Genomic DNA, 19,384 nt, shown 5'->3' with positions numbered 1-19,384 from the left:
CTTGTCACCTGTCCTGTGGTGCGATGCATGGCGGATACGATAAATAACCGGATCACGCATTACAATATTAGGTGATGCCATATCAATCTTGGCACGAAGTACCTTCTCACCATCACCGAACTCGCCGGCCTTCATTTTCTGGAAAAGCTCCAGATTTTCCTCCACACTGCGATTGCGGTAAGGACTTTCCTTGCCTGGCTCAGTGAGGGTTCCGCGATAGGAACGGATTTCCTCAGCAGTAAGGTCATCAACATAAGCCAGCCCCTTCTTGATCAGCTCCACAGCATAATCGTAAAGCTTGCCGAAATAATCAGAAGCAAAAAACATTCTATCATCCCAGCTGAAGCCCAGCCATTTAATATCCTCCTGAATGGAATCAACATATTCCACATCCTCCTTTACAGGATTGGTGTCGTCAAACCGCAGATTACAAATACCGCCGTTATTTTTGGCCAGGCCAAAGTTCAGGCAAATGGACTTGGCATGACCAATGTGAAGATAGCCATTTGGCTCCGGCGGAAAGCGGGTATGTACTCCCTCAGGATAGTACCCATTCTTCAAATCGTCATTTATTTCATTCTGTATAAAGTTGGAACCAACCGAAGTGTTCTCAGCCATAAATCAATCGCTCCTTCTGTCTTTTAACCCGTAAACGGGCTGGGATGGCCCTTTAGCCATCAGTAACTTTAAGTATATCATAAAATGAGACTGTTCAATAGGAGTTTTTTATTCCCATGAATTTAAGGAAGGCTCCTTAGTCCAGCATATCCAAATCCGAGGAATTACATTTTTCCTCCACATATCGGTTTAGCTTGGCATAGCCCTCCTTGACCTTATCAAGCTGGGGCAAATGCTCCATAACCCGTGGGAGATAGCCCTTGTCCCGAATTCTAATCATGGTCCAGGCGAAATTTATATCATAGGCCCACATAAGGCGCACAAGAATGCGGTCATTGTTGGTGCGGATTTCATTGTAGTCCACCTGCTCTCCCCGGACGAATTTATCTATAAAGCCTGGAGCAAAAAGCATTTGCTCATCCTCAAAGGGAATCTTGGAAAAGGTCTGGATTTTCTTTCCCGTAAGATAAGGCTCCAGCACCCGGAAAATATCCAGCTTGTCCGCATCCCGGATAATTCTGGCAAATAGCAAATGCCTTCCGGTGGGAGCCGGGGCTATATCCTTTTTATTGTGGTTGCCAATGGCAAAGAGAAGAATATCCCGGTCCTCCTCAGACAATTCCTGAAAGAAGGTCAGCTCCTGAATAACCTTTAAACCAAGGTCAGCATGATCCTCCGATAATGCATCGGAGAAGGTGCGGTACAGCTTCCACTGACGGAACCGCCCCACATCATGGAACAGCCCCACCAGCTCGGCCAGCAGTACGTCATGTTCACTTAACTGCAAATGCCGGGCCAGCTCCCTGGCATAGGAGGTTACATACCCGGTATGCAGCTCCTTGGTTTTTATGCCCAGCATAACCTCCTCATCATCTTCATAGAAGGTTTTAACGTATTTGTCCATCCAAACATGGGCTCTTTTAACAATATCCTTCATCTATATCACCGCCAAAAAATACAAAAACAAAGGAGCTGCATCCACAGCCCCTTCAATAGGTTTCTTACAGAATTATATCATAATCTAAAGTATTTTGAAATCTCACATCACATCATATTTCATCACATTTTTTATCTGCAACCTCCTTCACTAAAACCGTAAAATTTTGTACAATATTTTAAAAATATATTCCACGAGGTGATGCATTATGTATAAATTTTTATTGACCCTTGTAGTGGCAATTACCATTTGTGTCCCTAACATAGCTAATGCTGGCTTTGGTACAGGAATCGGTATCACCTTCCCTGTGTCCGGCTCCGGATCCAGTGTCCCAAACACTAATTGTAACTACGCCGCCATCCAATTTGATAATATTATTCAGGAGCTTACCGTTGAAAAACGTAACGGAACACTTTTTATGGAGCTCAAGGTTACCAACAGTGGTGATTTGCCTTACAGTGTGAGCCATCGGGACGGACAGCTTTATGATTTTGTTATTACTGATAAAAACGGGGAAAAACTCTGGCAGTGGTCCAATAACATGGTCTTCACCCAGGCACTTACCTCTTCTTCCATTGACGCCCATAGCTTTGCAGTTTATAAGGTAGAACTGAACAGCAAAATCTTTCACAAAATCAAGGACAGTGCCATCCTCGTTACTGCCTACATGTTAGATACCCCTTATAAGCTGTCAACAAAGGTTCCCACCTGGACTGCTGCCAACGGAACACCTATTTTTATTCATGGCGGTATAATCCTTGGTAATTGACCTGCTGCCAATCACAGAGTAAGAAAAATGGAGGCTCACGCGAGAGCCTCCATTTTCCTTTGTTGCAGAATATATTCCTTTATTTTACAAATACCACGTTGCCCTGGCCCAGGAAGCCGGTAATCTGGTTCTCGCTTAAAATTTTAGCCGCATCCGCATCAGATACCACTGGATTTACGAAGCCCTGAACTGACAGTGCTCTTACGATAAGTGGATTGGAGCCGGCCCGGGATACACCGGTGTAAATGCTTCTGGCATAACCCACATAGCCCTTATTTACTACCTGGTCATAGCTGAAGTTGGCCTGGCCATATACCAGCTTGTGAGCCGGAGTGAACACGCCTGGTGCCATAGCCGTTTCCAAACCAAGGCCGGTGCAATCAACGATAAGGCCGGTATATGGACCGGTGCTTACCGGAATCTCCGGTGCAAAGGTGGTGGCAGCCGGCAGTGGAGCTGGTGGAGTAGAGGTGGCTGGTAATACAGCAGCGGCCAGGGACTTGGCACCATAAACCGGCAGCTCAATTACCACATGATAGCCATCAGCATCCTTGTACTTCTGAACCACCTTGGCCCCCTTTATCATACCGTTAATCCGGGTCTTGATTACATCGCTGGCCATAACGCTGTCCCGTACCGTAGTCTCCGAGTCAATATATACACCCTGAGCCTCCTCCAAAGCATTGCGCATGGCATCCATCTTGGCTGCCCTGTATCCGGCAGCGGCATTTGGATTTTGCAGGGCCCCAACGCCCTCTACCTTGATTACCCCATCAGTGATGTCAGTTGCCGCAAAGGCGGTACACCCCATCAGCATCATTGCCATGGCAACGATTAATGCAAATACCTTTTTCATAATAATTCCTCCCATTTTACTTTCCTAATATTTTTTCTTTTAATATTTTATACCGCTTTACCTGGTTGGTAAGGGTTAAATACCTTATACCTTCCGCCAATAATCCAGCGTATTGTTGGCCATTGCCTCTGCCGCATCCAGCCCTGCCTTGGCTATGGCCAGCCGCTCAGCTGCCTGGGCCGTATTGGCCACGATTTCATAATCCTCTGAGAACCTGCCCAGCACCGTTTTTTTCATACAATCATAGGCCTGAATTCTTACGGAGGATTTGGCCACATAGCCGGTACCGGCTGTATTGGCCTCCAGACTATCAATACTGGCTTCACCTACTATGGCAAAGTTGGCCATAATAGTGTTATTATCAATCATTCCCTTGACGGTATCCATGTATCCATCATAGTCTCCCTGGGCCGACAGAGATCTCACAATACCTATATCGTTATCTTCAAGCTCCGTCTGAAATCCCGAATTACTAAATCGGTGATTAAAGGCTTCGTGAAGGCTGTCGGCATATCCCAGATTATCAGAGGTATTTACGGCCCGCATCAGAATACTGGCGGTCATGGCATCATTGGTTAGCTGCTTATGCTCGACATATTGCTGAAAATCCTGGAGCAGCTTGGCATGATTTACAGTGACCTGGGCGATTACCAGCAGACCGGCGTTGCTGGTGTTCTCACTCAGCACCTGACTGTCCATTACATAATCATTGTATCGGTCCATCATTTTGGCAAAAATACTGGCCGAATCCTTTTCTGCCCTTGTATCATGGGAAAACACCTTGAATACCGCCCGTTTCTTGGCATGCTCCAAAGCCTGCTGTCCCTGGCCGGCCGGGGCTGTTCCACTGATTTTTACCACATCCACCGGTGAGGCTGCTGCCATACCTCCAGTGAGCATTACACAGAGGATACAGAACATCATCAACAAACACGGTACTACCAACTTCCTTCGCAGATAATATTCAGCCATGGCTTGTCACCTCCTACCTACACCAGCATACATTATTGTCATTGAACCTGAAGAATAATCTTCGTGGTACTTTCCAAGGGAGCCAGCCTTATTCCATTTAACCCGGCTCCCCGTATAATTTCCTGGGAAAGCTCATATAAATTTTCCCACCCGGTGGCGATAAGCTTCATCTTATAGGCACCATTTGGGGCAAAGCCGGCTCTGGTAATCCGGCATTTGGCTCCCTCCAGCAGGTTATTTATCATGGAGCTTTGATTGGCCCTATCCCATAGGCCGTGAATTTCCACCGTGGTATTAAGATTGTAGTCACCGCCCCGATTTTCAAACTGCATGGTCTTCAGTGCCGCCCGGGCCAAATGCTCAGTTGCCTTGGCTGCAGCCTCCCGCTTGGCGGCAAACAGGGCTTCCTCGGCGGTCCTGCCCAAGCCTACGAACTGCTCCATGTAGGTATTGGCATAGCCATTTTGAATTCCCACCAGGGAGAAGCTGGCCTCCACCACCCCTTTGTAATATCCGCTCTTATCTCTGGTGACATCCACCTCCCGCATGGTACCGGCCAATACGGAATTGGCTTCATTGTCTCCATCGCTGCGGGCCAACCGGCGCAGCTCTGCCGGATACGGGGTAGGGCTATAGGTCAGCAGCTGGGCTACGCCCTCATGCTCCACCAGCTGAATTCCCATTTCATTCAAATACTGTCCCACGATGTTCACCGCCCGTTCATCCCGGCGGATACGTCCATCTATACCGTAATCCACTACAGCTACATTGGCTGCCCTGGGCTCCAGGGCGGCGGCCATTGCCTTGGCCACATCATCTCTGTACTTGGTCTCTATATTTGTATCATTGGCATCCAGGTCAACCCGTACCACATACACATCGCCCTCAACGCCCTCTGATAACACCTCTCTTATCTGTACATAGCCGGTGGAGCGGGCCACAATCCGATCTGTTACCAGTACCCCCATGTCCACCTCACTGCTGCTGTGCACGTAAAGTCCCACCTTGGATTCCAGCATGGTTCGCATAGCATCCCGCAGAGCCAGCTCCCGGGCCTTCTGCACATCACCGTTATACAGTGCCACCCCTTCGACGATTTCCGCTGAACAGCTTTGCTGGTTAACTGCAAGGCCACCTAGCAAGAAAAGGCCAACCATCAATATAGGAACAATCCATTTTTTCTGCAAACTAATCATATTCCCATCATCCCATTTCCTGCTAAACTATTTCTGGTAAACGAAATATACTCAACTTAAATCTACTTTACTTATCCTAACTGGCCAGCTCCTGGGCCAGTCCCAGCAGCAACGCCGTATAAATCTGATTATCATGCCAATCGGCACTGGTGCCCGGCAGAAGCTTTACTGTCCGTTCACTTACCCGGCTCAGCTCCCGCTGCTCATCGCCCTCCACGGGGCTCTTGGCCAACCACACCTTGTGGAGATTAGTATAAACATTATTCCCTGAGTTAACCATCTGACTGGCCAATCCTGATATATCCAATCTGATTGGGTGCCCCGGATGGCTCATGGTCACATCCACCCGGCCATTGGCACTGTCCAGACTCAGTCTATAGGCTCCATCAATCATATCATCGGCCAGCTGCTGGCCGCCAACTGCCGGCGGATACACCACCCGCTTTGTTTTTTTCTGATAGGCTGAGGTGAAAAAGTAGCCTACCAAAAATTGTAAATCCTCTGCAGCCTGGCCCATAAACATTTCCCGTGCCCTTTCCGATGACATAGCCACATCCGTTACCTGATAGGTATCAATGCCCAGCTTGGCTTCATCATCCCGCAAATTGTTTTTTATGCTGGAGAAGCTGATATCATTTTTCAGCATCCTGTGCACCAGGGATATAAATTTTCCCTGCTTTTCCCCGTTACTTATAGGGGTATTATGAAGATTCTCCCACCGGTCAGTTTGCCGGTTATACTGGGAAAGACCTATTGTCTCGGCCTCCACCATGGGCACGATCCCCAACAACCTTAAGCTTACCGTATTGCCCTCCTCCGTCATCCGGCTCATATCCAGATTTTCCTCCGGCATACAGAACAATAAGGATATGCCTGCAATTACCGTGGAGGTGTAGGCCGTTTCCAGAGAATTGTTGTTGGCGGTATCAATGGAGGTGCTTACCATAATTGCCGGGTAAAGAAATATTTCATCACTGGCCGTTATGTGCTCATTGCTGCTATGATATCCGCCCCAGTTAATATTGGGGATTTCGTAGGGCAGCTCGTCCGCCACAGCCATTCCCTTAAGCTTGTTCCGGATAAGACTGTCCACCTGCTGGCGGGTATCCTCATCCAGATGGATGTTATTGAGGGGCGATTCGAAGGTAAGCACCGGCTGAAGGTAAACCTCCGGCTTGGCCCCAGCGGCTTTACCGACAGGCAGCACCAACAAACCGATTACGATTAAGCTCAGTCCCAATACCCACCTCACAAGCATCCCTCCAGCTGATTATCCTTAGCTGCTTTTTCAATAAAGCTTACTTATCCTTTTCTCAGGCGGTCCGCCGCCTCTTTTATTTTCTGCTTATCCACATCCACCTTGTTCATGGCCCGCAGGGAATCCTCAAAATGCTGATAGTTTACTCCGGTGGTGCTGTCCACATTTTCCTTCCATTCATTCAGCAGCATGGCACTGCCGATCAGAATGGCAACGTTTTTCATCTGATCCCCGCCACACAGCAGGGCCTGGGCCGCCAGGAAGGTACCCTCATCCCGTCCACGGGAAAAATATTCATCCTTTAGCATAACCAGCCGCTTGGCCTCTGCCAGCCGGGCATCCTCCGCCGGCACCATATTGAAGAACCGTTCAGCATCAATTTCCGGCATTCTTACGGTCTTGCCGGAATTGCCCTTCTCCATAACCATATCCACCGATGAATCATAGCCCGCCGTGGATGCATTGATACCGTTCACGTTTACCAGCTCCGCCTCCACGCCGTAATCGTTCAGCAGCTCATTGGAGATAGCCGCTGCCTGACTGCTAAGCTCAAAGCCGGCCATGTAGTAGGATATCATCTTCCGGTAGGAGTTCTGAATTTCCCGCTTAGAAGGAGCGAAGAGGCTGAATATATTGAAGGCCTCTGCCCGGTTGGTCAAGCCAATACTGGTGGTAAACTCATTTTGTACCAGCTGCCCTGCACCAAAATTTAATCCCAAGGTCAGGGCAATCGCAACTGCTAATTTCCCTTTCATATCCATCACCCTTTTTTCTTTTTCATATCTCTTATTCAAAGAATAACACGATAAAAATAACTCTGCAATAGGTAGAGCCCTTATTTAACGTAAGTTTAATAAGGGCTCCTGTTTTATAATTTAGTTTTAAGATTAAATAAATTCTGTTTTAATATTTTCCTCCCCAGGAGCACCTCTCCCTACCCAAAGGAGTTTTTGCTCTGTTCAGAGCCGCCGAAAATAAATAAAGACTATAATCCATCCACCCATGGTGCACAGACTATAGTCCTTAATTTTTAAATATTAAGCTCATTATTAAGCTCTGAACTTGCGCTTACGGGCAGCCTCAGACTTTTTCTTACGGCGAACACTTGGCTTCTCATAATGCTCACGCTTTCTAACCTCAGCGATGGTACCAGCTTTCTGGCTCATGCGCTTAAAGCGGCGGAGTGCGCTGTCAATGCTCTCGTTTTTACCAACCTTAATCTCGTTTGCCATCTATTTTTCCCCCCCTCCAGTTGACTTGGGAGTGTATTTCATAACTACACCCGATCATTATATACAAAAATTGCAACAATGTCAATATTAGACGGGAACAAACCCCAGTCCATAGGTATACATCAACCTGGAGGCCACTGCATGGAACGTCCGCCTAACAGGTGGAAATGCAAGTGGTTGACGGTCTGGCCGCCTTCGGCCCCGGTATTGACCACAACCCTGAAGCCACTGTCGGCAATCCCCTGCTCCCGGGCAATAGCCGGAATAACCTGGCATAAAATATGCCCGGCCAGTTCCTTGTCCTCAGCCTGCAGGGCGGCAACGCTAGCAATATGCTTTTTAGGAATAACAAGCACATGTACTGGTGCCTGAGGCTCCAAATCCTTAAATGCTACGACCTGGTCATCCTCATATACAACAGTGGAAGGAATTTCCTTTTTTGCAATTTTACAAAAAATACAATCTGCCATTTTGGTACACCTCCCTTTACATTATGCTTAATTACTGCTCACATTTATATATTTTACTATAAACACTTAGCGAACACAAGCCGAAGGCGCAATGTAAGCTTAGTGTGCGTGTAAGAGCGTGTGGACACCTCATATGTGTCCACTAAGCTTACTATAAACACTTAGCGAACACAAGCCAAAGGCGCAATGTAAGCTTAGTGTGCGTGTAAGGGCGTGTGGACACCTCATATGTGTCCACTAAGCTTACCATATACACCATCCTTATACAATTTTTCAAGGCGCACCTTATATATTTTCCCAGTCTCAACCTCATCATCGGTATAAACCCGGATATAAGTATCCGTAAGCCCATCTGTAATCCCCTCATTATTGGTTTCAAAGAGAACCTCCTGAACTGTACCCAAATAGTGGCTATGGAAATCCTCGGCCATCTGCTGGGCCATGGCCTGAAGTCTGTGTACCCTATCCTTTTTCACTGGCTCCGGCACTTGATCCGACATCTTAGCGGCAGGAGTACCGGTTCGGGGAGAATAAGGGAATACATGAATTCTGGCAAAGCCAAGAGTCCGAATGTAGTCAAGACCTTCCGCAAACATTTCCTCTGTTTCCCCTGGAAATCCCACAATAACATCGGTGGAGATAGCCACCCCGGGAACCCTCTGCTTTACGTTTTCTATCAACCCTGTAAACTCCTGCCGATTATAGTGACGGTTCATTTTTTTCAGTACCTCATCAGAGCCTGCCTGTAATGGCAGATGCAAATGATGGCTGAATTTGGGGTGGCTCCTGATAAGCTCCAAAAGCTCAGGGGAAAGCTCAATGGATTCCAGGGAGCCCAAGCGCAGGCGTCGAAGCCCGGGCAAATCCAGAACAGCCCTGGCCGCATCATACAGGGAGGTTCCGTCCCGAAAATCCTTGCCGTAGGCCCCAAGATGAATACCAGTCAACACGATTTCCTTAAAACCGTGGTCCAACAGCTTTTGGGCTTCACTGCGGATGCTTTCCAGCCTACGGGAACGAAGGGGACCTCTTGTATAGGGAATAATGCAATAGCTGCAAAAATTGGTGCACCCCTCCTGAATTTTCAGGAAGGCCCTGGTCCGGGCCGGCATTTCATACAGAGGAATATCCTCAAATTCCCTGGCCTGCATAATATCATCCACCCGGTCAATAATCTCCTCCTGGGCCATGGCCTGCTCAACGTAATTAACAATATTGGCCCGGTCCCTGGTGCCCAGCACCACCCGAACCCCTTCAATGGCCTTTACCTCATGGGGAGCTGCCTGGGAATAACAGCCTGTAACCGCAATAATGGCCTGGGGATTAAGGCGTTGTACCCGGCGAATAAGCTGACGGGATTTTTTATCACCAAAGCTGGTAACCGAGCAGGTATTTATAACATATACATCCGCTGGATTGGTATGGGGTACAATATCATAGCCCGCCTGCTTGAACAGTCCCTCCATGGTTTCAGTTTCAAACTGATTTACCTTGCAGCCCAGCGTAATAAACGCCACCGTTGCCATTAAATCCTACCTCCTAAGTCACCTTTTTCATATTGAATGATGGTCATGGCGGAAATCGCCGCCGTTTCCGCCCGCAGAATTCTGTTCCCCAGGCTTACGGAGGGTATCCCCAGCCTTTTGGCATACTCCGCCTCCTCCAGGGAAAAGCCTCCCTCGGGGCCAATGACCACCATAAACCGCCTTTGGCCACAGCTGCGCAAAAAAGTCTTTATGCCAGTCTGCTCCTCATTTTCGTAGCACATACAAATAGCCGCTTCATCCCTGTGGGAGGCCACTTCAGCCAGCCATTTCCTGATGGGCTGAATTTCCTGAACCTCCGGCAGGCAGCTTCGTCCACATTGCTTGCCAGCCTCGTTGGCAATTTTTTGCCATTTTTCCTGCTTGGCCTTGGCCTTTTTGGCATCATAGCGCACCACACAATTATCACTGGTCAGGGGAACGATGTAATTTATGCCCAGCTCCGTGGCCTTTTGTGTAATAAGCTCCAGCTTGTCCCCCTTGGGCAGACACTGGGCTAGGGTAATTTCCACATCAGACTCCGTTTTTTCCTCAATATAGGCCACCAATTCCAGCTCCACCCTATCCTCTGTAAAGCCAGTCATAACATATTCACCAACCCTGCCTTCATCATCAGCCACCACAATATGGTCTCCCTCTTTGGAACGCATCACCCGGGAAAGATGATGGGCATCAGGGCCGGTTATGGTTATATTTTCTTTTAATAAATCAGATATAAAGATTCTTCTCATTATTAAGCCTGCTTCTTAAAGGTTATGCACGCCCATCCCTTGTTTTCCATGCGCTTAACCATGCCATAGCCATGGGCCGCAGCAGCATTTATTACATCGTCAATACGGTCCTCAATAATACCGCTGGTAAGGAGAGTACCATCCTCCTCAAGATGCTCATCCAGCTGATCAAATAGTCGGATAATAATATCCGCCACAATATTGGCAATAACCAAATCCGCCTTCCCGTGAATATTCTGCATCAGATCACTCTGGGCCACGGAAACAATACCTTCCACCTGATTTTCCTCCAGGTTTTCCCGGACAATCTTCAATACAGACTCATCATAATCAACGGCCTGAATATCCCTGGCCCCCAGCTTGGCGGCTATTATGGATAAAATACCGGAGCCGGTACCCACGTCAAATACCTTCATGCCCGGCCGTACCAGCTTTTCCAGCTCACAAATACACATGGAGGTGGTGGCATGGGTACCGGTGCCAAAGGCAGCCCCCGGGTCCAGCTCCACAACGATTTCCTCCTCCTTGGGCTCATATTGCTCCCAGCTAGGCTTGATAACAATGCGCTCCCCCGGCTTTTCCGTATGGAAATACTGCTTCCAGGTATCTGACCAGTCCTCGTCCGCCAGCTCACTGGTGGTTATAATGGCCGGGGCAATGCTGACGCCACGGCTTTCAAGGGCCTTGACCTCCTGCCTGAAGGTCTGCAGCTTTCCCTCCAGCTCTCCATCCACAGCCAGATAAGCCTTTTCCGTAACCACCTCCGTTTCGGTGGCAATAGGAATATCCGTATAATCCCATTTTCCGGAGGTAATATAATCATTTACCAGCTCCGGATCCTCAATGACCACCCCGGTGGCCCCCAAATCCCCAAAAATCTCTGCAATTAACTCTGTCGCCTCATGGGTTGTTTGAATGCTGACTTCACACCATTTCATTGCCTTCGCTCCTCAAAACTATCCTATACATGACGAATACCCCAGACGCAACACTGCGCCCAGGGTAACTGCATCAATCATTCTTAAACAGCTTCTTCATTTTGTTAAAAAAGCCTTCCTGCTCAGGATTTACTTTTTTGCCGCTTATTTCACCAAATTCCCTCAGCAATTCCTTTTGCTTGTCCGACAGCTTCTGTGGGGTCAGAACCTTAATCCGGACATGCTGATCACCAAAGGCACCGGAATGCCGCAATATAGGAATTCCCTTGCCCCGCAGGCGCATAACGGTACCGGACTGGGTGCCGGCAGCCACCTTCATTTCCACCTTGCCATGGATGGTCGGTACCTCAATGGTGTCACCCAAGGCCGCCTGAACGAAGGAAATAGGCACCTCGCACATTACATCGGCTCCGTCCCGGCTAAACAGCTCATGACGCTTGATATAAATATAAACATACAAATCGCCGTTGGCACCGCCCCGCTTGCCGGCCTGACCGCCGCCGGCCACTCTGATGCGCTGGCCCTCATCAATACCGGCAGGAATATTGACCTTAATCTTCCGCTGAACCTTCTTCTGGCCCTTGCCGCCGCACACCTTACAAGGATTTTTCACGATTTTGCCCGTACCGCTGCACCGTCCGCAGGTGGAGGTGCTCATCATCCGGCCCAATGGGGTATTGCGCACGGTCTGAACCTGACCTGTACCATGGCACTGGGGACAATCCTCAGGGGAGGTTCCCTCAGCCGCTCCTGTACCATGACATTTCTCGCAATTCTCAGTACGGGGAATGTTAAGCTCCACTTCCTTGCCAAAGGCCGCTTCCTCAAAGGTAATCTCCAAATCGTAACGGAGATCGGCTCCCTGCTCCGGCCCAGGGCGACGGGACCGGCCGCCAAAGCCGCCGAAGCCGCCGCCACCCCCAAAGAAGGTTTCAAATATATCACCGAAATCGCCACCGCCAAAGCCGCCGAAGCCGCCGCCAAAGCCACCTGGGCCGCCGCCCCCGGGACCTTCAAAGGCCGCATGACCAAACTGATCATACTGGGCCTTCTTTTGCGGATCCTTAAGGACATCATAGGCCTCGTTGATTTCCTTCATCTTGGCTTCGGCCTCTTCCTTATTGTCCCGGTTACGGTCAGGATGATATTTTATTGCCATCTTGCGATATGCTTTTTTTATTTCCGCCTCGGAAGCTCCCTTCTGGAGCCCCAGGACTTCATAATAATCCCGCTTTTCGCTCATATAATCCACCTTATCCTATCAAGTATGGGCTGCCGCCATAAGGCAGCAGCCCATATATACTACAATACTTTTATGCATTATGCAATAGCTGCATCTATGCCTTCAATAAAATCGGGATTACTTATCTTCCTTAACCTCAGTGAAGTCTGCATCTACTACATTATCATCCTTTGGTGCCTGCTGAGCACCGGCACCGGCCTGACCACCCTGGGCCTGCTGAGCCTGCTGGGCAGCCTGATAAGCTGCTGCACTGATTTCATACAGTGGCTGCTGGAGCTCCTCAGTGGCCTTCTTGATAGCCTCGTTGTCAGTACCCTTCAAAGCTTCCTTAACCTTCTCTACGCCGGCCTTAACCTTTTCAATCTGAGCAGCATCAGCCTTGTCGCCCATTTCCTTGATAACCTTCTCGGCCTGGTAAACCATGGAGTCAGCATTGTTGCGGATCTCAATGTTTTCCTTCTGCTTCTTGTCCTCGGCTGCATGGGCCTCAGCTTCCTTAACCATGCGGTCAATATCCTCCTTGCTCATGCCGCTGTCGGACTGAATGGTGATATTCTGGGACTTGCCGGTACCCAGATCCTTGGCCGATACGTGTACGATACCATTGGAGTCGATATCGAACTTAACCTCAATCTGTGGGATTCCACGAGGAGCTGGTGGGATATCAGTAAGATTGAAACGACCCAGAGTCTTGTTGCCGGCTGCCATTTCACGCTCACCCTGGAGTACATGTATCTCAACGGCCGGCTGGTTATCAGCTGCGGTGGAGAATACCTGGCTCTTGGAGGTAGGAATGGTGGTGTTACGCTCAATAATCTTGGTGCAAACGCCGCCCAAAGTCTCAATACCCAGGGAAAGTGGAGTTACATCCAAAAGAACTACGCCCTTCTCGTCATAATCGCCGGAGAGAACGCCGCCCTGGATAGCAGCACCAACAGATACGCACTCATCAGGGTTAATGCCACGATGTGGCTCCTTGCCCAAATACTTTCTGATAGCCTCCTGAACAGCCGGAATACGGGAAGAACCACCAACCAACAAAATCTTATCAATATCGTTGCCGGTGAGGCCGGCATCCTCCATGGCCTTACGGGTAGGAACCATGGTACGCTCAACCAAATCGGCAGTAAGCTCATCAAACTTAGCCCGGGTCAGGGTTAAATCAAGATGCTTAGGGCCGGAAGCGTCAGCAGTGATAAATGGCAGGTTGATGTTGGTGGACATCATGCTGGACAGCTCAATCTTGGCCTTCTCAGCAGCCTCAATAACCCGCTGGGCACTCATCTTATCGGCGGACAAATCAATGCCGTTTTCCTTCTTGAATTCATCAACAATCCAGTTCATAACCGCCTGGTCAAAGTCATCGCCGCCCAGATGGGTATCACCATTGGTAGCCCGAACCTCAAACATACCGCCATCAATATCCAGGATAGATACATCGAAGGTACCACCACCCAGGTCAAATACCAATACAGTGTGGGCATCCTCCTTGTCAATACCATAGGCCAGTGCAGCAGCCGTAGGCTCGTTGATAATACGGAGAACCTCCAGGCCGGCAATCTGACCGGCATCCTTGGTAGCCTGACGCTGGCTGTCGTTGAAGTAGGCCGGAACGGTAATAACAGCCTGGGAAACGGTTTCGCCCAGATAAGCCTCGGCATCAGCCTTCAGCTTCTGCAGCACCATAGCGGAAATCTCCGGTGGAGTATAGCTCTTATCATCAATGGTAACAGTGTAGTTCTTTTCACCCATGTGACGCTTAATGGAAGAGATGGTACGGTCCGGGTTGGATACGGCCTGACGCTTGGCCAGCTGACCTACCAGACGCTCACCGGTCTTGGAAAAGCCCACAACAGATGGGGTGATACGGCTGCCCTCCGGGTTAGTGATAACTGTAGGCTCGCCGCCTTCCATAACGGATACAACAGAGTTAGTTGTTCCTAAGTCAATACCAATAATCTTAGACATTTTATATTTCCTCCTTAACAGTAACAAACAAAATCATCTATATACATCAATTAGATACAACCTGAACCATGGACGGGCGAATTACCTTGCCCTTCACCATGTAGCCCTTTTGCAGCTCCATGGCAATGGTATCATCCTCCAGCTCCGGATTTTCCACCCGCATAACTGCCTGATGATAATTTGGATCAAACTTGGCTTCCTTGGTATCGATAACCTCCAGGCCACGATTTTTCAATACCTCCATCAGCTGATTGAAAATCATATCAACCCCCTGCTGGAAGGCGGCGGCATCCGTAGCCTCGGCAGCCAGGGCCCGCTCGAAGTTATCCACCATAGGCAGCAGCTCAGTAATAAAGTTCTGAACCACCAGGGCGGAAAGCTCCTCCTTTTCCTGGCGGGTACGACGGCGGAAGTTTTCAAAATCAGCCTGAAGCCGTTTGTATCTCTCTTCATCCTCGGCCAGCTTTTCCTTTAATTCCGCCAGCTCATCCTTTTCCTCCGGAGCCTCCTCTACAGCTTCAGCGGCTGGCTCATCATCGGCAAGCTCTTCAGCAGATTCCTCATGTTCATCAATCTCCCTCTGCATTTCCTCTAATTTTTCTTCATCCTTTTTCTTAAGCTTGTCTTTATCGAAAGGCATTCTATATATTCACCTCTTTAAGATTTCTACCAATTCAGCCTTTTAACGACCTCATTGAGATTTTGATTCATATAATTCAGCAGTGACATGGTCCGGCCGTATTCCATACGGGTTGGTCCCAGAACGGCCAGGGAGCCCAGGAGCTCACCATCCAAATGATAGGTGGCAGTTATTATACTGCAATCCTTAATACCGCTGTATTCATTTTCCTGACCAATGGATACCGTAAGTCCATCCCCCAGATGGGAACGGATAATATCCTTCATCAGCTGGTCCTCCTCCAGCATAAGGAGAATTTCCTTCACCTTGTCCACATCATGGAATTCCGGCTGGGTCATAAGCTCTGTGGTACCGCCCAGGTATAATCTTTCCTTGCGGTCGGACTCCAGGGCCTTGCCAATAAGCTCCAGGGCTGAATGATACAGGCCCTTGTCCCCAATGGCCGCCTCAATCTGCTTTAGGCTCCTGGTGTGGATTGTCTCCAAGGTATGGCCATTTAAATGACCATTGGCCACCTGGGCCATCCGCTGGAAGTCCTCGAAGCAGGCCCCATCAGGCATTTCCATAATACGGTTTTCCACAAAGCCCGCATCAGTCATCAGCACCGCAATCACCCGATGGTCATCCAGGGGCAGGAACTGCATACATTTAAATGCGGCTTTGGAAATCTGGGGAGCCAACACCAGGGACACATTCTTGGTCATCTTGGAAATCAGCCTGGCCGTTTCCTGAAATACCTGATCTATGCGCTGTACCTTGGTTTTGTACCACTTGTCTATAATCGCCTTCTCAGCCTCAGTCATGGGCTTGACTGGCAGAAGAGAATCCACATACAGGCGATAGCCCTTGGAGGAGGGAATGCGGCCTGATGAAGTGTGGATATGTTCAAGATAGCCCAGCATTTCCAGATCAGCCATTTCATTGCGGATAGTGGCAGGACTTACGCCCAAATCATACTTGCGGGCCAGGGTCCTTGACCCCACCGGCTCCGCCGATGATATATAATCCTGAATGACTGCCTGCAAAATATGCTGCTTTCTCTCATCAATCATAATTCATCTCTCCTGTTGTTAGCACTCCATGTTGCTGAGTGCTAACTTCTATACAAACTATAACACATAATTACAAAAAGTCAATAAGTCAATAAAAAAATATTTACATTTTATTTTAAAATGATTCACATAAACGTGAATTAATGCAGCAAAGGTACCACATCAATAATATACGCTATATAACAAAAGGCTGTCACACCAGTAGCAGTGCAACAGCCCTTTCCTTTAAAGTATTGTATTAACCGTTGATAATATATAAACAGTCATTCAATCAGAATATTTTACCTAAAATAAACCACATACGCTGACGGCTCTGAGCATCGGCACTCATCAGCTTGTCGCCGCCAATTCGTCTTGCATAATCGAACCTGAGGAACCAGTCATTTGGTCTTACGTAGGTTACGCCAATGCCCCAACCCTTCAGGGTCATATTGCCTTCACCGCCGGCACGGCCGATATTTACATGACCTGCATCAAAATAGGTACTGAGAGTCAACCCCTTCAGCTTGGTATGATACCGCAGCTCAATGGTCCCCAAGATACCTTCATCACCGGAGGCTTCGCCCTGTGGATACGCCCGGACGCCCCGTGCACCACCCAAATACAGATGCTCACTGCTGTCCAAATTATTGGCAGCCTTTTGCCCAGACAGCTTCAGCATAACATCCAGCCCAGGGTTAAAGGCATATATTCCCGTCATATCAAAGGTTCCCTTGGTAAACCGTCCCGTGGTGCCGCCTTCTTCGCCAATGGCCCGAGCTGAATCCGAGTCAGGAACCATTGTACCAGTAGTCATACCCACATTATAGGTCAGGCTGCTGCCATTGCCCCGTACAAAGCCATCAAAGCCCAGATTTACACTATGGCTGTGCTTATCCCACGTCATGTTGTATTTACTCAGCTCATCTGTGATTTTACGGAAGTTATACCCATAAACAAAGGACATACTGCTGGTGGATGTATTCCACAATGGGGTACGCCCATACAGGCTCCAGGTATCAGCCTTACCCTCTGCCCCAAGAGCACGGAATACATTACCTAACTCGTAATCTGCATGGGAAAAGCCAATGCCTATTCTGGTAGCACTGTGCCCCACCGGCATTTCATAGCTCAAATTGTAATTGTGCTGTTTTTGATTTGAAATAAGCAAGCCAACGGTGAATTTACCACCATTGCCAAAGGTATCATAATAATCTCCCTGGAAACCATAACGATAGCGTCCTGCAGACTTGCTGCCGTAATTTTCGCTATACAAAATAAAGGAATACTGTTTGCGGTCAGCAACGCGCACCGTAAGGTCACTGGTACCCTGTTTCTCACCTGGACTGAGAATACCAGCCACTTTAATACCTGGAATATCGCGAAGATTATAAAGAGCGTTTTCCAAACTGTGAATTTTGATGACCTGGTCCTGTTTTAAGCCGCCCAAAAAGCCCTTGGCAATATTGGTGTCGAGCTTGCTGTTATTTTCCACCCGGACCTCACCATAACGTCCTGGTTCAATTCTAATAATCAGGTGACGGTCAATGGCAGTCTGCGCGGGGATATAGGCCGTAGCCGCCGGATAACCATGTGTACGGGCATAATTCGTGACAGTGGCAACAGCCTCATCCAGCTCTGCTGCCCCAATCTCCTGACTAACATAGTAATCAAGCTGGTTGTCCAATTCCTCATCAGCCAGCTCCATACCCTCATGTTCTACCGTGATACCAGTCAAGGTAAAGCGCAAACCTTCATCCACACCCTCACTTTGTGGTAAAGTGTTCTCAAAGCCCTCAGCCGGCATTACCTCATTATTGGTAATACTATCCCCCGGCAATGGAATAGCAGGAGCAGCCAATGCGGTCACCGGAATTATTCCAATGGTACACGCCAATACCACTCCATTTACTAAGCATTTCCTATTCATTATTTGTTTCACTTCCCCTATGTTTTTATATATTTTACCCCACACTAATGGGTGCCAGGGCTCCTTCCTCTAAGATGGGAGCCAAGCACCCATAAGTGCTGGTTTTATTTGGCTAAATTCAGTGAGATATAAAGTTCCCCTGAATAAGTCCCCTTTTACTAATTTTACTAATCCGCTAAAAATTGTAAAATTCCTTCAAAACAAACTTCATTTATAAATATTTAATCAACTACAGCAGCCTGCTTAGCCACATCCGTGGAGGTCATAGCCTCTGGTGTGGTAACGCCATTGCTGCTCATGGTCAGCAGACCATCACCCAAGAAGTCAAGCACCATATCCTTGCGGCCATTTACCGTGCCATCCTTGCTCTTCCGCTCGCCACCGTTGCCAGCATTACCCGACATACCATCGTTGCCACCATTGGCACCACCATTACCATTAGACGCGCCATTGCCGATACCATTGGCGCCACCATTACCGTTAGACGTGCCACTGCCGATACCATTGGCACCATCATTACCGTTAGACGCCCCATTGCCGATACCATTACCACCGGCATTATTGCCCATACCGTTAGCCGCACCCGCTGACATCCCTGATGCATCAGACATACCCGATGGATTATCCTGAACTGCAGTAGCCAGCACTGGTGCATCTATTGTCTGAACATTCGGAGCCACAGAATTGGAGGCCTCGGTCAAATCCTTCATGGTAATATTCATACCCGGTGTATTATCAGAAATTGCGGAACCGCCAGAGCCGTTGGAACCACCTGTACCAGATGAGTCACCTGAACCATTGGAAGTACCTGAACCGGAGCCACCGTAGCCAGCCCACCGAAGAATATCCCCCATAGTGGTGGTAGCAGTCTGACGAACGCTCTTGTTGCCAGAATTATCAGTGTTGCCACCGGTGCCTTCATTGCCGCCGGTGCCTTCGTTGCCGCCGGTGCCTTCATTGCCGCCGGTGCCTTCATTGCCGCCGGTGCCTTCATTGCCGCCGGTGCCTTCGCCACCGCCAGTGCCTTCACCGCCACCGGTACCTTCACCGC

19 protein-coding genes are annotated in these 19,384 nt (G+C 48.8%); 1 reads left to right on the top strand and 18 read right to left on the bottom strand.

The window, feature by feature from the left end; all coding sequences use genetic code 11:
• The coding region (locus Q0Y54_RS05605) for a glutamate--tRNA ligase family protein (RefSeq protein ID WP_297965129.1) at window positions 1-618 on the bottom strand (618 nt) is incomplete at its 3' end.
• A 136-nt stretch (window positions 619-754) separates the two neighbouring features.
• Window positions 755-1,555, bottom strand: a complete 801-nt coding sequence (locus Q0Y54_RS05600) for an HD domain-containing protein (RefSeq protein ID WP_297965126.1) — start codon at window positions 1,553-1,555, stop codon at window positions 755-757.
• 208 nt (window positions 1,556-1,763) lie between these two features.
• Between Q0Y54_RS05600 and Q0Y54_RS05595 the strand changes: the two genes are divergently transcribed.
• Entirely contained in the window at window positions 1,764-2,324 is a 561-nt protein-coding gene (locus Q0Y54_RS05595) for a BsuPI-related putative proteinase inhibitor (RefSeq protein ID WP_297965124.1), read from the top strand.
• Between the two features lie 79 nt (window positions 2,325-2,403).
• On the opposite strand, the gene Q0Y54_RS05590 is transcribed toward Q0Y54_RS05595, so the two are convergent.
• The 16 genes from Q0Y54_RS05590 to Q0Y54_RS05515 all read right to left on the bottom strand — a co-directional run.
• Window positions 2,404-3,180 (bottom strand): LPP20 family lipoprotein, encoded by a 777-nt coding sequence (locus tag Q0Y54_RS05590; protein WP_297965122.1) that lies wholly within the window; start codon window positions 3,178-3,180, stop codon window positions 2,404-2,406.
• An 84-nt stretch (window positions 3,181-3,264) separates the two neighbouring features.
• The gene (locus tag Q0Y54_RS05585; RefSeq protein WP_297965120.1) at window positions 3,265-4,152 is read right to left on the bottom strand and encodes a hypothetical protein; all 888 of its coding nucleotides are present in this window, start codon (window positions 4,150-4,152) and stop codon (window positions 3,265-3,267) included.
• Between the two features lie 38 nt (window positions 4,153-4,190).
• A complete protein-coding gene (locus Q0Y54_RS05580; protein ID WP_297965119.1) occupies window positions 4,191-5,348 on the bottom strand; it encodes a hypothetical protein in 1,158 nt (385 codons plus the stop codon).
• A 76-nt stretch (window positions 5,349-5,424) separates the two neighbouring features.
• Window positions 5,425-6,600, bottom strand: coding sequence for a hypothetical protein (locus tag Q0Y54_RS05575; RefSeq protein WP_297965117.1), 1,176 nt, complete (start codon window positions 6,598-6,600; stop codon window positions 5,425-5,427).
• A gap of 50 nt (window positions 6,601-6,650) precedes the next feature.
• Complete coding sequence (locus tag Q0Y54_RS05570) at window positions 6,651-7,361, bottom strand: hypothetical protein (protein WP_297965115.1); 711 nt, start codon at window positions 7,359-7,361, stop codon at window positions 6,651-6,653.
• Between the two features lie 294 nt (window positions 7,362-7,655).
• On the bottom strand, window positions 7,656-7,838 hold the full coding sequence (gene rpsU, locus Q0Y54_RS05565) for a 30S ribosomal protein S21 (protein WP_027397292.1): 183 nt from the start codon (window positions 7,836-7,838) through the stop codon (window positions 7,656-7,658).
• Window positions 7,839-7,960: 122 nt separating this feature from the next.
• Window positions 7,961-8,308 carry a histidine triad nucleotide-binding protein gene (locus Q0Y54_RS05560; protein WP_297965113.1) on the bottom strand — a complete coding sequence of 116 codons (348 nt, stop codon included), beginning with the start codon at window positions 8,306-8,308 and terminating at the stop codon, window positions 7,961-7,963.
• Window positions 8,309-8,532: 224 nt separating this feature from the next.
• On the bottom strand, window positions 8,533-9,834 hold the full coding sequence (gene mtaB, locus Q0Y54_RS05555; protein ID WP_297965111.1) for a tRNA (N(6)-L-threonylcarbamoyladenosine(37)-C(2))-methylthiotransferase MtaB: 1,302 nt from the start codon (window positions 9,832-9,834) through the stop codon (window positions 8,533-8,535).
• On the bottom strand, window positions 9,834-10,583 hold the full coding sequence (locus Q0Y54_RS05550) for a 16S rRNA (uracil(1498)-N(3))-methyltransferase (protein ID WP_297965110.1): 750 nt from the start codon (window positions 10,581-10,583) through the stop codon (window positions 9,834-9,836). The genes mtaB and Q0Y54_RS05550 overlap by 1 nt, the downstream gene beginning before the upstream one ends.
• 2 nt (window positions 10,584-10,585) lie before the next feature.
• Window positions 10,586-11,521, bottom strand: coding sequence for a 50S ribosomal protein L11 methyltransferase (prmA, locus tag Q0Y54_RS05545; RefSeq protein WP_297965109.1), 936 nt, complete (start codon window positions 11,519-11,521; stop codon window positions 10,586-10,588).
• Window positions 11,522-11,594: 73 nt separating this feature from the next.
• On the bottom strand, window positions 11,595-12,764 hold the full coding sequence (gene dnaJ, locus Q0Y54_RS05540; protein WP_297965108.1) for a molecular chaperone DnaJ: 1,170 nt from the start codon (window positions 12,762-12,764) through the stop codon (window positions 11,595-11,597).
• A gap of 117 nt (window positions 12,765-12,881) precedes the next feature.
• Entirely contained in the window at window positions 12,882-14,732 is a 1,851-nt protein-coding gene (gene dnaK, locus Q0Y54_RS05535) for a molecular chaperone DnaK (protein ID WP_297965107.1), read from the bottom strand.
• A gap of 46 nt (window positions 14,733-14,778) precedes the next feature.
• Entirely contained in the window at window positions 14,779-15,372 is a 594-nt protein-coding gene (gene grpE, locus Q0Y54_RS05530; protein ID WP_297965106.1) for a nucleotide exchange factor GrpE, read from the bottom strand.
• 26 nt (window positions 15,373-15,398) lie between these two features.
• The gene (gene hrcA, locus Q0Y54_RS05525; protein ID WP_297965105.1) at window positions 15,399-16,424 is read right to left on the bottom strand and encodes a heat-inducible transcriptional repressor HrcA; all 1,026 of its coding nucleotides are present in this window, start codon (window positions 16,422-16,424) and stop codon (window positions 15,399-15,401) included.
• A gap of 271 nt (window positions 16,425-16,695) precedes the next feature.
• Window positions 16,696-18,333 carry a ShlB/FhaC/HecB family hemolysin secretion/activation protein gene (locus Q0Y54_RS05520; RefSeq protein ID WP_297965104.1) on the bottom strand — a complete coding sequence of 546 codons (1,638 nt, stop codon included), beginning with the start codon at window positions 18,331-18,333 and terminating at the stop codon, window positions 16,696-16,698.
• Between the two features lie 221 nt (window positions 18,334-18,554).
• A partial coding sequence (locus Q0Y54_RS05515) for a hypothetical protein (protein WP_297965103.1) occupies window positions 18,555-19,384 on the bottom strand: 830 nt, incomplete at its 5' end.

The sequence above is a fragment of the uncultured Anaerovibrio sp. genome (genome assembly GCF_947302755.1).
Taxonomy (GTDB): domain Bacteria; phylum Bacillota; class Negativicutes; order Selenomonadales; family Selenomonadaceae; genus Anaerovibrio.
The sequence above is the reverse complement of the archived record's forward strand: the minus strand, read 5'-3'. Positions and strand labels throughout refer to the sequence as shown.